Below are 16,225 nucleotides of genomic sequence, written 5' to 3' on the forward strand. Positions count from 1 at the left end.
ATAATGTGTATAATATAATTGTAAACCTGCTGTATAAAATTGCACGTTTCATGACATTAAAATGACATTACAGCGTATCTATTGTTGCAGAAACGGGTTCTAAATTCTGTTTATCCGGTTTATAAAAGGCCTTGTACCAGGCAATAAATCTGGAAATCCCAACATGCACAGTGGTTAAGGGTTTGTAGTTTAAAACCCCTTTTAAACTTGATACATCAGCGCATGTTTCGGCCACATCCCCCTCCTGCATTGGTAAAAATATCTTTTTCGCAATACGGTGAATTTGTTTTTCTATTTCGTTTACAAAATCAAGCAAGCTAACGGGGGCACCGCCACCAATATTAAAGATTCGGTAAGGAGCTTTTGAAGTGGCCGGATCTGGTTTTTGGGCATCCCAATTGGGATTGCTTTCAGCGGGTGCATCAATCACATGTACAATGCCATCAACAATATCATCAATATAGGTAAAATCACGTTTCATATCACCATTATTGAAAACCTCGATAGGTTTGCCTTCTAACATGGCTTTTGTAAAAATAAACAGTGCCATATCTGGCCGACCCCATGGCCCATAAACAGTAAAAAAACGGAGCCCTGTAGTACGTAAATTAAACAGATGGCTATAAGTATGAGCCATCATTTCATTGGCTTTTTTTGAAGCAGCGTACAACGAAACAGGATGATCAGCTATATCATGTTCATTAAAGGGCATTTTCTTGTTCAGCCCGTAAACGCTGGAAGAACTGGCATAAGCCAAATGCCCTACCTTAAAATGCCGGCAGCACTCTAAAATATTCAAAAATCCTTTGATATTAGAATCTATATAAACTTCGGGATTTGTTAAGCTATAGCGTACACCCGCCTGTGCTGCCAGGTTACATACCGCATCAAATTGATAGGTTTGAAAACAGGCTTCCAGTTGCTCTTTATCTAACAGATCAAGTTTTATAAACGTATAGTTAGGATAATTCACACTACAAACAGGTTTTGCATATTCCAATCCGGATATACTAATACCGGTTTCTTTAAGCCGCGCATATTTTAAGTTGACATCATAATAATCATTTAAATTATCGATACCAACCACCGTATCGCCCCTATCTAACAGACGTTTAGCCAAATGATAGCCAATGAAACCGGCAGTACCGGTAACTAAAATTTTCATAAGATTTTAAGTTTTAAAGATGAACTAATAGCCCTTTTAGAATAAAGGGGGAACAGGGAAGTTTATATTAAACAAGTATGAGCACTTGTAAAGCATATTAGTAGGTGGTAATCGTAGTAGTATAGTCGTCGAAGCTTTTGTTCCTTAGAAAACTTGACAAAATAATGGGTTTACATTATTTTGCAGCAAATCAATATAATTAACTGATTATCAATTAAATAATCCAATATTAACCATAAATTGTGTAAACCATGTAAACCCACTTAGAGAATAATGAGCAGGTATAGTATTAATTTTTTGCTGCAGGGTATCCTGAACCATCTAAAGTATAAGCATATTCGCGGCCATTAGCAACCGGGTCTGTATTATCAGTGGTAGAAAAATAGAGTGTTGAACCCCAGTGGCTAAAACGCCCTTTTCCTAAATCACGGATATCCTGATGTGGGGAATGAGGTGGATGTAACTCTACACCATTTTCAAAAATCCGGAGAAGTGAGGTTGATGGCTTCTCGTTTGAATCTCCCCCATCAATTACATACCCTATTTTAAAGGCATACCCTCCATCAGACCTTAAACCGTCAAAATCGATGGCAAATAAACCCGCTCTTATCTCGACAGGTGTTTTTACTTTAGCAGGTACCGGATTTTCCAATCCTTTTTTACAACCATTAAAAAAGACAAATACGCCTATTAATATAATTAAAGGCACTATTTTTTCAAGAAACTTTTGTTTGCGTCTCATGTGATTTAAATTTAAAGTGTAACAATATCCTTTTAATTTAAAGGCCGTTTACAGTGGACAGGCTTTTTAATAAGGAGTTAATAAATATTTCAGGTGTCCTGTTATGCAGATATTGCTTAATTATTGGGCTTGAGCTTCCAATATTTTTATCAAGTGCTTTTCCAATACCGATCACCAGTTCATTAATGCTATCTGGTTTTACTTTCAAAACTCCGGGGATCGCTTCTATTCCTCCGGCGCAGAGGGTGGCAACTACTGATGGATTTACAGACATCATTTCCAGTAGTACGTTCGGAAAACCTTCCCTAATGGATGATAATACACATACTCTCGCCCGCTTAAAATAAGGGATAGGATTGTCAACCCTGCCTTTTAGCATAACGCGGTCTGTAAGTTCCAGGGTTTCGATTAACCTCAATAGCTCGGCTCTTTTACCCCCCTCACCCAATATCAGCAACTTTAAAGTTGGATATTGCTTTTCGATACAGCTAAAGGCGTGTATTAAAACCGAAAATCCTTTTTCGTGGATCAGCCGCCCGGCAGCGCAGATAAAGTCTCCGGTTGTATCCGGATCATTTAGAAGCAATTTTGCCTTAGTATTAATTAGCTTTAGGTTTATAGGGTTCCCTTGTACTATTACCCTTTGGGTTGGTATAAAATTTATATGCTGTAGGAATTGAGAGCGCATCAAACTGGTCTGACAAACAACAAGATCTACAGCCGGATACCCTAAATAATAAGCCAGCTTATAACTCAACTTTTTTAATCCGGTAAACCTGGTAAAGACAGAGGTACACTCGCGTACAACAAGCTGAGATTTTACATAACCAACCCTTTTTAAAAACCCCAAATAAGCGTTTAAGTAAGGGTGAGTGCTGATCAAAATGAAATCTTTTCGGTAGGGTTTGAGTAACTTTATAAGTTTAAAAAAACCCACAAACATGCTATTGCTGCTTGCGTAACACGACGATTGCCCGCTCGGGATATCTAAGCCACCAGAGTTTACTTTTTTTGCAAACATCATCGGTGCCCCTATAGCGCTTGCGGCCATAAACAACACATTTTCGGCCCCGTTGGCCGCGTTGGTCATGGAAACAAAAAGTACATTTTTATCGGTTGTAGGCATTTTGCCAAGATTAGGCATGACTTCTGATCTTTTTAACGATTTTTTTTATTGGGGTAAACACGCTAAACTTATTGCGTTTACCATCAACAACAAGCAAACCTTTGGCAAAATTTATAGTATGCAAGCCGATGTTGTAAGGGGGTTGTGGCAATAGTTCAAAAACTGTCTGATATTGAAATTCAGCTTCATTAATATGAGTAATTTCGTTGATCATAATTGAACCGCCATAACACTTTCCGGGATTCTGACTTGGCATATATAATTTTTGATCAACAACAAATAACCCTCCAGCTGACCGGCTAACGTGATTTTCAACTACAATTGGGTTTAAGCTATGTGCCTTAAATGTACCGAGAAGAGTATCTGAATAATATATATACAATACACCTGGTTTTCCGGATACACTGGTAAACAACCAATACTTATTATTATACTGTATAATAGAACTATCTACGAAATCATCTCCTTCTAAAAGGGTCCGTACTTTTTTAAATTTCTGTAAATTATCAGTATCAATCTGATATAATACTACCTGTTTAATTGCAGATGTTTCAGGAATACAGTAAAGTTTATCTTTTTCACTAAACAGATAAGGATAAGAGAGATGTATAGATTGGTTGGTTATCATTTTAACCTTCTTTTTGTCTTTAAAGCTTAATCCATTGGTAACCATTATTTCGCCTTTACCCCTCAAGAAATTTAACTCTTCATAAAAAATATGATAATTCCCATTTATATGGACAACAAAGGGATCGGCTGCATAATCAACGCTGTCTTCGTGAAGCCAGTTTATTTTGCCATTTAATTTTTGGGAACTAATCAGACTTTCAGGGCTTTGATTAATATATCCGATATTCCACTTATCACTCATAAATAGCTTATCAAAAACCATTTGAAGTTTTATGGCCAAACTCATGATCTAAACATTTTATTGAAAAAAGATAAAATCAATGTGGGTAAGGGCAAATAATCACTTTCCTGTATCAACTCTCCTCCAAAACTGTCTTTAAACTGATTTATTCTTTGAAGTGCTGCGTTATTCGTATTCGCCGCGTAACCTCCTAAATCATAAACTTCAAATCCGCGTTCCTTAAAAAAGCACATATCTTTAAAGTGTAATAAGCGATTTGCTCTGCCTATAGTCGCTTTAAGCTGGGGCGCTTCCTCATTCCTAAAAAGCGAGGCCGAATACAACAACCTCACCCTTTTCTGCTCACCATCAACAACATAAGCATGCATAACAATATCTTGTTGATTGTAAACAGCTTTGGTAATAACGGTATGAGATTTGTAATTACTAAAATTCGTCTTGAGTTTTGGCAAACCTTTGGTTTGGGAAAATAAATTATAAAAATTAATAAATCGGGTAAAATCCGTTTCAGTTGTTGTTGTTACACCATCTTTAATAGCCCGCCTGATCTCATAAATGGTTTTTTGATCAAAGGCTGATTCAAAAGCGGTTACCGGAGTGCTTATATCGATGGTTTTGGTATAAAATGGTTCCTGGCAATATCCTGAAACCGTTTTGTTATAGGAACTTTGTTTGTAATAGCTAAAAAGGCATCTCCATATTTGGGGTCTGCCTGCAAACCAAATTACACGAACAGGCATCAGGCGAAAAGCCTGGGTTTTGATCTCGATCATAAAATTTTTAGCATTAACAGTGCTTAAACTGTTTGATATACTGGCAAAGTGTTTATTTTTTGATTTTCTAACCACTGTTTGAGTACCAGCAGCTTCCAAATTTGAGGTGCACGGTTCCATTTACCGGTCATATGATCATTAATCATGTCTGATGCCGTTTTAGCCTCAATACCTGGTATATTTTTAAGGTCGCGCAATGATAGCTGGTCAAGTACATAATCCTTAAGCTGATGCCTGAACCAATAACTAAAAGGCATGGTAAAACCCGACTTAGGCCTGTCAAATAAATGAGCGGGTACATATTGATATAAAATATCTTTTAATATTCGTTTCTGTATTCCACCGCCATATTTATAATTATCGGGGAGTTGTTGCGCAAATGTTACTACCCGGTGATCCATTAATGGCGCCCGCGCTTCTACTGCAAAGGCCATCGAAGCGCGGTCTACCTTCGTATTGATATCACCATTTAAATAAGTTTTAATATCAAAAGCCGACATTTTCTGTAAAAAACTTCCTGATTCTGTAGATAATATATCCATAAAAGGTACATTTAAGCCAGCCTGGGGTTGTTGAAGCCATGAATACTCTAACCCACCAAGCATGAGCGCATATAGCAAATCAATTGTTGCTGTACTAATCCCCATTGCAATAAGTTTATGCCGATAGTCAGGTGATAACTTTACCAGCCCCCCCATGATCTTGCGCAATACCAGCGGACAATTAAAAAACTGATTAGCCATATTTAACCATTTATACCGGGAGTAACCCATAAAACTTTCGTCACCTCCATCGCCACTCAGTGCTACCGTTACATGCTTTTTGGTGTATTTACTGAGCAACAAAGTTGGAATTGCACTTGAATCAGCAAATGGTTCATCATAATAAGTTCCAAATTCTCCAATTAGCGCGATACCTTCTTCTTCGTCACATTCGATCTCATAATGATCCGTTTTGAGATATTTGGCAATATTCCCGGCAAAAACACTTTCATCAAATCCTTTTTCATTAAACCTGACGCAAAATGTCTTGATCTGTTTTGTATTTTCAGCAGCAAGCGCAGCCACCAACGATGAGTCGACTCCTCCGGAAAGAAAAACACCAAGGTTTACGTCAGCATGCATCCGTATGCTAACCGCATCTTTCAATAGCTTTTTTAGTTCGGATTTAGCTTGAGCATAGCTTCCTTTATAGATGCTTAAACCCACGGGATCAAGATCCCAGTATTTTTTTGTTTTAAATTGACCCGAGGTAAGTTCAAAAATGAAAATGTTTCCCGCCTCAAGTTTCTTAATTCCCTGCCAGGCTGTGCGGGGCTCTGGTATATATCCCCATATAAAATATTCGTTAATGGCCTGCAAATCCAGATCTGCCTGCCTTGCAATAGTAATTTGTGCCGCTTGGCTGGCAAATTCAAAGTCCAAGCCCTTATGCGCATAATAAAAAGGTTTTTTCCCAAGCCGGTCTCTCGCTCCAAAAAGCAGCTGTTGTTTAGTATCGTAAATTACAAAAGCAAACATCCCATTAAAATGATCCACACAATGTATGCCGTACTCAAGGTATGCAGCTGCAAGTACCTCTGTATCTGAATCTGTTTTAAACCGATGTCCTTGTGATTTTAATTCAGATCGTAATTGTTTATAGTTATATAACTCACCATTAAAAACAACCTTCAAATGCTCATAAGTAAATGGTTGGTTTGAGCGCGGGTCCAGGTCTACAATTGCCAGCCTGTTATGTCCTAATATTACGGATTCTACACGCTCAAAACCAGAATAATCGGGCCCACGAAACTGCACTCGTGCCAACTTTGCCCGAATGATCTCATCATTATAGTAAACAGTAGAGCCGTATATTCCACACATATCAATTGATTTTAATATTAATTTTGCAAGAGGCTTTCATAAGCCTGTCCTATTTTATCAAGGGAGAATTTGCAATAAGTATCCGCTTTGATTTTTTCATGCGACCATGACTGAGAACATGCTTTTATGATCAGCTCTTTTAATTGCATTAAATTGGCTTGCTCGGCAACAAAACCGTTAAAGCCTTCGCAAATCATCTCATCAATTCCGCCTACTCTGAAAGTCACCACCGGAACTCCGGAGGCCAGAGCCTCCAGAATAACATTAGGAAACCCTTCCGTAAATGAGCACAACACAAAAAGATCATGAACTGAAATTAAAGTTGAAACTTCTTTAACTTCTCCTAAAAAAGTAACCCGGTTATCCAGTTTTCGTAAACGAACGCGGTCTTTCAGGTCTCCCATTAAAGGTCCGTCTCCCGCAATGGTTAAAACATAGTTTTCAGGTAACTCTTCCATCACCTCGAGCAGCCGAAATAAACCTTTCTCCCTGTTTAAACGAGCCACTATTATTAATTTTTTTTCTACAGCGTTGTGTGATTGCTTTTTTATTGCAGATGTATACAAAACCGGGTTGGAAATAACCTTTAACTTATTCAAGCTAATACCATATAATTTGGAGATCGACTGCTGCATTTCAACCGACTGGCAAACAATAAAATTAAACCGGAAGGATAAAAACCGGGTAAATAAATTATAAAATCGAGCTTTAAAACCATAAAATTGTTTCATCTGCTGCGGGTTGTTTGACGCCCGGGCTATCAGGTTTGGCACTTTCAAAAAACAGGCTACCATGGCAGTTAAAATGTTAATATGATCATTAGTAGAAAAAACAGCAAAAGGCTTGGCATCTTTTAAAAGCTTGTACAGTTTAAAGAATGATCTGGAAGCTTTTACCGTTTTAAGATCGATAAATTCAATACCCTCAATATTGGTCGGAAAACATTGCTCCCTGGCATTTAAAAACACAACAGATACGGAATATACTTCCTTATTAAAATATTGAGAAAGCAACCAGTAAACCCTTTCGGACCCGCCGGCACCAAGCGATCCAACGATCAGGAATATCTTTTTCTTCATTATAAAACAAGTGTTTGCAACTGGTCTTGTGCTGCCGAATTTTCCGAGGATTCCAGCATCTCTGATGATTCCGTACTACTTTGTTGCTGCGCGTAAATTTTTGCTCCCTGCATTACACCGAAATACAAAAACAGGGTTGGGCCGTCAGCACTCATCAACCACCCATTATGAGAAAGTGCATTCAGCGATACCGCGATAAAAGAAAAACATAAGGCTGGCATTAAAACATTGGACCTTAATTTTACATGTTGCATAATTTCTCGGGACAGTCGTGTAATCCTATAATAAATAGCCCCTAACAATCCCAAACCTAAAAAAGGACCTAAATAAGTTATAAACATGAGATAAGCGTTATGTGAGGTCAGGCCAAAAGTGAATAAGGGGTTACGGTATGTTACATCTTCCCAGGTTTTACCATAGAATATGAGGCCAAAGGGATAATCAGCACAGATCTTCAAATTTTCTTCAGCCATGTTTGCCCGGTTAAAATCATTGGCTCCTTTAGCTTCATTTTTTGAAAGAATATTGTTTTTACTATCCAGAGTATCTTTTAACAAATAAGTATAACTCAGGAAACAAATGATGGCGGCTGCTGCCAGCAATAACACAGCCTTAAACTTGTAATAAATGAATATAAATATCACAACAGCGACGGCAAAGCTGATAAATGCCGACCGGTTCATCCCCAGATAAAGGCATACTATACACGCAAAAAAAACAATAACCTTAATTATCGCGTGCAGCCTGAACGTGAACGTAGCTACAAAAGCAAAAGCTGTAAAGGCTGCTATTTGATAGCCAAAGGTAAATTGGGTTGCGGCAATGCCCGAAGGGCTTTGTTTAACCGGTTCACCAAGCATGGTTGACCTTAAGGGATCAATGATGCCTTGCTGTGTATGGTCAAGGATCATCAAGAGCATAGATAGCGATAGTAAAAGGAATACGATGACCACCGATATATTAAAACGTCGTTTATTTAAACCCACAAAATGATTAAAGTAAAACGCACAGGTTAAGATGGTTATAACATTGGCAAAAAATGCCTTATAATCTGCCATGCCAACTATATAGTATAAAAACAACGCTATAATAATAAATAGGCATTCTTTATAATAGGCAAAATGCTGAACTGGCGCTTTTATAAAAGGTAACAGCAGTATCCCCAACACAATCGGGGCGGGTATCCTGAAAATACCTGTCATAAAAATGCCAAAGACAAGTGTATACAGATAGGTTAGCACCACGCTAAAAATAATGAACCTTTTAACTAACATATACGGTGTTATTTATTGGCAACCTTTTTTAAGGTTTGCCAAATAATTTTGATATCGAGCCACAAATTGTGTTTATCAATATAATCCAGATTGTATTGGATCTTTGATGGTATGATCTCGTTAATGTAGAATTGTTCGGGCTCATAGGCTGCTGCCAAAAGCTCATTTTCATTAAAGTACATAATGGAGGCCTTATCTGTTATGCCTGGTTTTACGCTCAATACTCTCTGCTGTTTTAGAGAGTATATTTCTACGTATTTCCTTACCTCTGGACGCGGCCCCACAAAGCTCATATCTCCAATGAGAACGTTGAATAACTGCGGCAATTCGTCAAGCTTGTACCTGCGTAACCAATAACCGGCTGTCGTAATGCGATAATCATGATGTCCAATAGTTAAAAGTCCAGCTTTATCCGCATTGACATACATAGTTCTGAATTTTAACAGCTTAAAATCAACTCCATTCCTTCCAACCCGATGTTGAATATAAAATACGCCGCCATTTGAGTTAATACTGATGGAGATTGCTATGATGACGAATAAGGGCAATAAAATAACAACCCCTATTAGGGCAAAAAATACATCAAACACCCTTTTCAAAACCATGGTTTTAAACTTACAATTACACGTTTACAACAGTATTACTTGTGCTTGATTCTGCAACAACATGAAGTTGTTTTTCTACGGCGTTAATAACTGAAGATATAACATAGATTATTTCTTCGGCTGTTAACTGAGGGTATATAGGCAGTGAAATTTCACAGGCATATTGATGGTAAGCAATCGGATAATCGGTCATCTGATAACCCAGGCTCTTAAAATAAGTAAGCATAGGCATAGGTATAAAATGCACGTTTACAGAAACTCCTGTAATTGCAATATCATCTATGATCAGGTCGCGTTGTGCTTCCGTTATATTTTTGATCCGCAAAGGGTACAAATGATAACTTGATTCACGTTTTTCATCCATTAAAGGAGGTAGAATAGCCCAATCATGTTGCTTAAACCTTTCACTGTATTGTAAAGCGATTTGTTTACGTAATGGCAATAATTCGGTTTCGTACTTCCTGATCTGAGCTAATCCTACTGCAGCACAAATATCAGGCATATTAATTTTAAGCCCCTGAAAAAGAATATCATATCGCCATCCGCCACCCTGTGCTTTGGAAAAAGCATCCTTTGTCTGTCCATTTAACGTGTACATTTTAAGATACCTGGATTCTGCAGTGATATCAAACTGTTCAGGCAGGTTCAAACATATGCATCCCCCTTCAGCTGTGGTAATGTTTTTAACCGCATGAAATGAGAATATGGTTACATCGCTCTTTTTTGCAGCAGCCTCACCATCATATCTGGATCCGAGTGAGTGTGCAGCGTCGCTGATCATTAAAATCCGGTTCAATAAGCTTTGTTTAACAGATGTCGCGCTGAACAAGGCGGCAATTTCGGGCTCATTGATCAGGGTATTAAGCACATCGTAATCGCATGGCCAGCCGGCAATATCCACAGCTATAATAGCTTTTGTTTTTGAAGTAATGGCTTTACGAACCGCATTAACAGATATACAAAAATCTTCATCGACATCAACCATCACTGGAGTTGCACCGCAATGTAAGACACAAAGTGCTGTTGCACTGTAAGTATATGCCGGTACAATAACTTCATCTCCTTCTTTAATGCTGAACCATTTTAACATCAGTATAGCGCCTGATGTCCAGGAGTTAACACAAATGGCCGATGCACATGAGGTTAGTTTGATAATCTCCTGCTCTAAAGCTGCCACTTTGGGGCCAGTAGTGATCCATTTTGAATAGAGTGTATGTAAAACCTCTTCAACTACTTCATCGTCAATAAAAGGCGGGGAAAACGGTATGATCATGTTCATATGTATAATGATTATGCTTATTAGGATCTTGCTGGCTTTGCATATCGAAAACGGTAAACCTGCTTTTTTAAAAAGTCAAGTATCACCCTTTGATAAATAAGGTAATATTCTTTAATACAATCTTTCCAGGAGTAATCCCTGAAGGTCAATTGCGATAAGGATACGAAGTGCTGATAATTTTCGGCAATAAACCTTTCGAGTCTTTCAAAAGCCTCATCAGTACATGTTTCCGGATGATAGTTAAATGTCCAGGTGTTCTTTGTTTTTAGGCAGACTTCTGAGAGCTGCACCGGTACCCAACCAAAGCCTAACCTAATATAGGGCGACTGTAATAAGCCATCGCTGATGATCAGTACTTCGGAGTATTTGCTAAGTGCTTTGAGTGTATTACGGTCAAACGTATGCGCTGGAGCTATAAAAAGCGGAGTATGAACCCCTTCGCGGTTAAATATTGCAACTGCAGCTTTTACCTTTTGTTCCTGAATATATAGAGGTAAACCTGCAAATTCTGAACGGCCATTGATCCGGAACAAACCCGAATTATTGTTTTGATAAAGATGTTCAAAACCATGCATTCCGATAACATAGCCTTTTTTTTGAAGGTGACGAACAAGTGGCCAGTAATATGGGTTAAACTCGCCGCATACACTTAGCTTGGGGTCATGATTATTAGGTATAACCGCAATGATGGGTTTTATATCGTAAAGGTCAAAAAGATTAAAGAACCTTTCCCACTTTTTCAGGTTATTAGTTGGACACAAGTCATCCAACCGTATTAAGTATTGTACCATAAAGTCTTGGTTATCTACTCGAACTACTTATTTTATTAAACACGGGTTAACAGCAAGCTCTCCCATTGTTTAAAAATTTTATCAGCGTTATTGGTATTATTAATATTCAAGGCTTGTACACCCAGATCATCCTTTAGCTGCGGATTATTTATTAACTGATTGATGGCATTTGCGAGATCAGCAGTATTGGCTGCCGGAACCAAAAGGCCATTTTGCCCATTATCGATAATTTCTGAGGGACCGAATTCGCAATCCATGGCAATACAGGGACATCCAAAACTCATAGCCTCGATCAATGCGTTTGGGTAGCCTTCGTTTCTGGAGGGTAGCACAAACAATTTCGCCTGACTATAATAGTCCTGAAGATTAGTTTTAGAACCAACAAGGAAAACTCTGTCTTTTAATCCTAAATCATTAATCTGATTCATTAAATTGCCCTTCTCCTGACCGTCACCCACTATAACAAGATCAATATCACTTATCTGGGCATTGCTAAAAGCGGTTATAAGCATGTCGAAACCTTTTACGTACTCCAGGCGCCCCACTCCCAATATAAACTGGCGATGATGTACTGTTTGGCCAGATATCGCATTAAAGATTGGTACAGCATTGGTTATTTTGTAAACATTGCGGAGGCTTTTGAACGCTTTGTTTTCTCGAAGGCTATCTTCAACACCCTGGGCCCCCACCACAATCCCCTTTGATTTTTTGTATAATAAAGCAACGAATAGTTTAACCCCGTTCCTAAATTGATTGATACTGCGTTTAGGCGCTGTACGTTCTGAAACAATGAAAGGGATACGTAAAACACTACAAGTAACGCCTGTCCAGATATTCGCCGAGGTGATAAAAGACAAAACACAATTTGGTTTTTCTTCCCTCAAAAGCTTTAAGAGTTTATAAAGCATAAGCCACATATAACTCAATCTGAACCAGAGTTTATTACTTTTCCGATCAAGCAGGTAAATAACCTTAACCCCTTCGTTGATGCTATAAGCAGGTTCACCCTGATTCAACGCGACTATTACTGAGGTGCAGTTTTTTTGATCAAAATAATTGGCTAAAGCAATGAGTACCCGTTCGGCTCCACCGCTCATTAAAGAAGGTATCACAAAAAATAACCGTTGTTTTTGTGGCAATACAGATGGTGTTTCCATGAAAATAAAAGCGGGTTGATTTAAAGCAAAAACTTCACGGTGTTATAGGCTTTTCGAACTTTAAACTGCCCTAACTCAAATAACAAATACCGCTGAATATATAACCATAAAAGTTTCTTTTTTTGTAGGGCCGGGTAGCTAAAGTGGGTAATGATCAGGTTAAAATCACTGATCATCCTTTCCATTCGATCGCTCGCCTTGATCATGCTCCATACACCACCGATATGATTACGATAGCAGCTCATTACCTCGGGCATTACATAAATTTTGCGCCCGGTATAATGAGTAGCAAAAAGTTTAAACATTTTATCGCCGGCATAACATTTAAAAAACCAGGGCCTGTTGAATAATTGATGCACCTCAGCCACATTACGGTACAACACTGTAGCAGTTTTGGTTTCCTCCTGCTTCCCTGCAAGTAAGTCATGATAACTGTGTATCAGAGGCACTGGTTTAGGATTAACATATAAAGTGTTGTTGCTTTCGTCAATTACACGAGTATAATGGCAGCAGATAATATACTCTGCATTCTTCTCCAGAAAATCGACCTGTTTTTGTAATTTATAAGAGTCGGTCCAATAATCATCACCCTCACAAAGAGCAATATATTTTCCCTGACATGCTTTAAGGGTATTGATGAGGTTGTGGTGAGCGCCTACATTTTTTTTTGTAGAAACCAGCTTGATCTTAACCGGATATTTATTCAGAAATGATTCTACAACCTTTGCAGTTCCATCGGTAGAACAATCATTACCTACTACTATCTCAAATTCAAAATTAGCTTGCTGCATTATAAAACTTTCTATAGCATGGGCGATAAATTTTTCATGATTATAGGTAATGCAGCAAATGCTTACCATTGGATTCTGCTTGTTCATCATGCCCCATTTTCTTTAACCGTTTGGATATTGATTTCAGATTCGATCTGATCAGCAATCAGGGCTCCGAAGTTTTTCGATACCGCTTCACTGCTTTCATTGTTCTGGATTCTTAACAACAAGCGGCAAATAAGATCTAAATCAGATAAGGTTAAAGTATGATACATAGGCAGGCACATGATCCTGCTGGCAATAGAGTCGCAAACCGGCATTTCCACATTTTCAACATAAGGTAATGCGGATAAGGAGGGGTAAAAATAGCGCCGGCAATATACTTGTGCCAGCTCCAACTTAGCCTTACATTCCTTCATTAAATCCTCGCTCTTGAAAAGTAGAGGGAAATAAGCATAGTTATAATCCTCTGCATTATCCAATTGTTGAAACTGTGCGTCAAGTCTGTTTAAACGAAGTTTATAATGCGTGGACAAGTACTTCCTTTTTTTAAGTATCTCATCAATATGCGGCAAATTACATAAGCCCATTGCTGCATGAAACTCACAGTTTTTAGCATTGATACCCAGTTCAGCAAATTCGTCTACTCCAGAATATCCAAAATTGCGCATGAGTGCCATCTTTTTTAACAGATCGGGCTGTCGGGTAAATACGGCCCCTCCTTCAATGGTATGGAATAACTTGGTAGAATGAAAGCTTGTTGTGCTTATGTCACCATATTCAAATATTGACCTGTTTTTGTATCGGGTACCAAAACAATGTGCCGCATCATAAATTACTTTCAATCCGTGTCTATCCGCAATTTGTTGTATAGCGTCTATATCGCAAGGGTTGCCGTAAACATGTGTAGCCAATATAGCTGAGGTGTTTGGCGTTATAGCGGCCTCAATCTTAGCTGGATCAATATTAAACGTATGTGCATCAATGTCTACAAATACAGGTTTACATCCCTGCCATACTATCGTGCTGGTTGTGGCTACAAAAGAAAAAGGTGTTGTAATGATCTCACCTGTTAAGTTAAGTGCTTTTATGGCAAGTTGCAATGCCATAGTGCCGTTTGATACATAAAGCATGTGATCTAACCCCAGATACTCTTTCAGCTTTAGTTCCAGCGTATTTACAAGCGGGCCGTTATTGGTAAGCCATTGCCGCTCCCAAATACTTTTCACGTAAACTTTAAATTCTTTCTCGGGGGGCAAAAAAGGTTTGGTTACAGGTATCATTTTTTCAGGATTAATTGTTTAAAATCTTTCATGGCCGATATTTTGATGAGCAGGCTAAAGCCATAGTAAAAAAGGGTATAGCCTATACCAATTATTGCAATGCGCACCAGGTCTGCGGCAAATAGGCGAACGAGTAACATATCTAAAAAGTAGCAAGCGACTCCAATACTACCGGCCAGTATCAGAATGGGCAGAATATCTTCAATTTGCTCCTTAACCGGGTAGTGGATCAATTTGCCACTATATATAGAGTTAATGTAATAGGCTACAAAGTTGAAAAACAGCTGAAAGTAGAGCAATCCATAGATACCGAAAGAGATGAACGATAAAATGCCGATGACACTGAGTACTTTTTTAACTATCTCCAGCTTCAGAAACAGGGCGCTTTTACCCATCACTTTTAAAACATTCAGATTGTAAGCATGCAAAGGGTACATGATACCACTGATACAAAGAATCTGAAAATAGGGCACAGAAGGCAGCCATTTATCAGTTAACAAAAACCGGAATAGAGGCTCGGCAACAACACATAAAAAGATAAGTACCGGCGCATTCCAGAAAAGCACCTGCTGCATAAGCCTTTTATATACATTTTTTAGCTGTACAACATCATTAGATATTTCCGCAAACATTGGATAAGCCACCTTATTAACTGCTGCCGATATATTGCCGATTGGTAACTGACTGATGGATTCGGCGCGGGAGTAAAATCCTAACTGGCCTGCCGAGAAATACCTTCCGATAATGATCAGGTATATATTTTGATAAATCGTATCTAATATTCCTGAGAGGGTCATTTTGTAACCAAAATTGAAATGCTTTTTGAAACACTCTTTATCAAATAAAAGTGCCGGTCGCCATTTCGAATAGATCCAATGCATAGCCGTTGATAAAAACGAAGTACACAAACCCATCCAAACCAAACTCCAAACTCCATAACCCATTTTAGCTAACACTATACCCAGTACGCCACCACCAATAGCTGCGGGCACCTGAATGTTGGTTTGTTTCCTAAATTTCAACTCTTTAATCAGCAGCGTACTTTGTACCCCAAAAAAAGCATTGAGGATTAGGATCAACCCGTATACACGAACAATGGATATTAAAAGCTGCTGTTTATAAAATAATGCAATAAGTGGCGCTCCTAAGAAAAGTATGCCATATAGAATAATACTTCCAGCCAGGTTAAAATAAAATATGGTCGACAGGTCCCGTTGATCCGCGTCAGTTGTTCTGATGAGGGAAGCGGTCAAACCGCCGTCTAACAAAGTATTTCCGACGGCTATAAAAAGGGATAACATGGCAATCAACCCAAACTGTGCGGGATCAAGTATCCGTGCAAGGAAAATAGAAATGCAAAAACCTACCAATTTACCGCTTACCTGCTGCCATAAAGACCATAGCACACCGGAAACGGCCTTTTCTTTAAAACTCATGCGTGGTAG

Annotated in this window: 15 protein-coding genes; all 15 read right to left on the minus strand. The window is 38.5% G+C overall.

Translation table 11 applies throughout. The features are described 5' to 3' along the window. Positions 1 to 67: 67 nt before the first annotated feature. Positions 68 to 1,165 (minus strand): NAD-dependent epimerase, encoded by a 1,098-nt coding sequence (locus AC57BQ_RS11215; protein WP_496406364.1) that lies wholly within the window; start codon positions 1,163 to 1,165, stop codon positions 68 to 70. A 289-nt stretch (positions 1,166 to 1,454) separates the two neighbouring features. Continuing rightward, entirely contained in the window at positions 1,455 to 1,907 is a 453-nt protein-coding gene (locus tag AC57BQ_RS11220; RefSeq protein ID WP_496406365.1) for a hypothetical protein, read from the minus strand. Positions 1,908 to 1,944: 37 nt separating this feature from the next. Continuing rightward, on the minus strand, positions 1,945 to 3,051 hold the full coding sequence (locus tag AC57BQ_RS11225) for a glycosyltransferase (protein ID WP_496406366.1): 1,107 nt from the start codon (positions 3,049 to 3,051) through the stop codon (positions 1,945 to 1,947). Then, complete coding sequence (locus AC57BQ_RS11230) at positions 3,044 to 3,949, minus strand: glucosamine inositolphosphorylceramide transferase family protein (RefSeq protein WP_496406367.1); 906 nt, start codon at positions 3,947 to 3,949, stop codon at positions 3,044 to 3,046. The genes AC57BQ_RS11225 and AC57BQ_RS11230 overlap by 8 nt, the downstream gene beginning before the upstream one ends. After that, on the minus strand, positions 3,946 to 4,677 hold the full coding sequence (locus AC57BQ_RS11235) for a GNAT family N-acetyltransferase (protein ID WP_496406368.1): 732 nt from the start codon (positions 4,675 to 4,677) through the stop codon (positions 3,946 to 3,948). Before AC57BQ_RS11235 ends, AC57BQ_RS11230 begins: the two co-directional genes overlap by 4 nt. Positions 4,678 to 4,700: 23 nt before the next feature. Further along, on the minus strand, positions 4,701 to 6,542 hold the full coding sequence (gene asnB / locus AC57BQ_RS11240) for an asparagine synthase (glutamine-hydrolyzing) (RefSeq protein WP_496406369.1): 1,842 nt from the start codon (positions 6,540 to 6,542) through the stop codon (positions 4,701 to 4,703). A gap of 17 nt (positions 6,543 to 6,559) precedes the next feature. Next, positions 6,560 to 7,621 (minus strand): glycosyltransferase, encoded by a 1,062-nt coding sequence (locus tag AC57BQ_RS11245; protein ID WP_496406370.1) that lies wholly within the window; start codon positions 7,619 to 7,621, stop codon positions 6,560 to 6,562. Further along, positions 7,621 to 8,895, minus strand: coding sequence for an O-antigen ligase family protein (locus AC57BQ_RS11250; RefSeq protein WP_496406371.1), 1,275 nt, complete (start codon positions 8,893 to 8,895; stop codon positions 7,621 to 7,623). Before AC57BQ_RS11250 ends, AC57BQ_RS11245 begins: the two co-directional genes overlap by 1 nt. 8 nt (positions 8,896 to 8,903) lie before the next feature. Continuing rightward, positions 8,904 to 9,500 carry a sugar transferase gene (locus tag AC57BQ_RS11255; RefSeq protein ID WP_496406372.1) on the minus strand — a complete coding sequence of 199 codons (597 nt, stop codon included), beginning with the start codon at positions 9,498 to 9,500 and terminating at the stop codon, positions 8,904 to 8,906. Between the two features lie 16 nt (positions 9,501 to 9,516). Continuing rightward, positions 9,517 to 10,779: a DegT/DnrJ/EryC1/StrS family aminotransferase gene (locus AC57BQ_RS11260; protein ID WP_496406373.1), complete on the minus strand. Its 1,263-nt coding sequence runs from the start codon at positions 10,777 to 10,779 to the stop codon at positions 9,517 to 9,519. Positions 10,780 to 10,799: 20 nt separating this feature from the next. Then, entirely contained in the window at positions 10,800 to 11,570 is a 771-nt protein-coding gene (locus tag AC57BQ_RS11265) for a DUF2334 domain-containing protein (protein ID WP_496406374.1), read from the minus strand. A gap of 35 nt (positions 11,571 to 11,605) precedes the next feature. After that, on the minus strand, positions 11,606 to 12,727 hold the full coding sequence (locus tag AC57BQ_RS11270) for a glycosyltransferase family 4 protein (RefSeq protein WP_496406375.1): 1,122 nt from the start codon (positions 12,725 to 12,727) through the stop codon (positions 11,606 to 11,608). A 20-nt stretch (positions 12,728 to 12,747) separates the two neighbouring features. Next, a complete protein-coding gene (locus AC57BQ_RS11275) occupies positions 12,748 to 13,608 on the minus strand; it encodes a glycosyltransferase family 2 protein (protein WP_496406376.1) in 861 nt (286 codons plus the stop codon). Next, positions 13,605 to 14,780 (minus strand): DegT/DnrJ/EryC1/StrS family aminotransferase, encoded by a 1,176-nt coding sequence (locus tag AC57BQ_RS11280; protein WP_496406377.1) that lies wholly within the window; start codon positions 14,778 to 14,780, stop codon positions 13,605 to 13,607. The genes AC57BQ_RS11275 and AC57BQ_RS11280 overlap by 4 nt, the downstream gene beginning before the upstream one ends. Next, positions 14,777 to 16,216: a lipopolysaccharide biosynthesis protein gene (locus AC57BQ_RS11285; RefSeq protein WP_496406378.1), complete on the minus strand. Its 1,440-nt coding sequence runs from the start codon at positions 16,214 to 16,216 to the stop codon at positions 14,777 to 14,779. Before AC57BQ_RS11285 ends, AC57BQ_RS11280 begins: the two co-directional genes overlap by 4 nt. Positions 16,217 to 16,225: the final 9 nt, after the last annotated feature.

This window comes from Mucilaginibacter sp. BGA-UO-ETr-C110 (assembly GCF_059567985.1).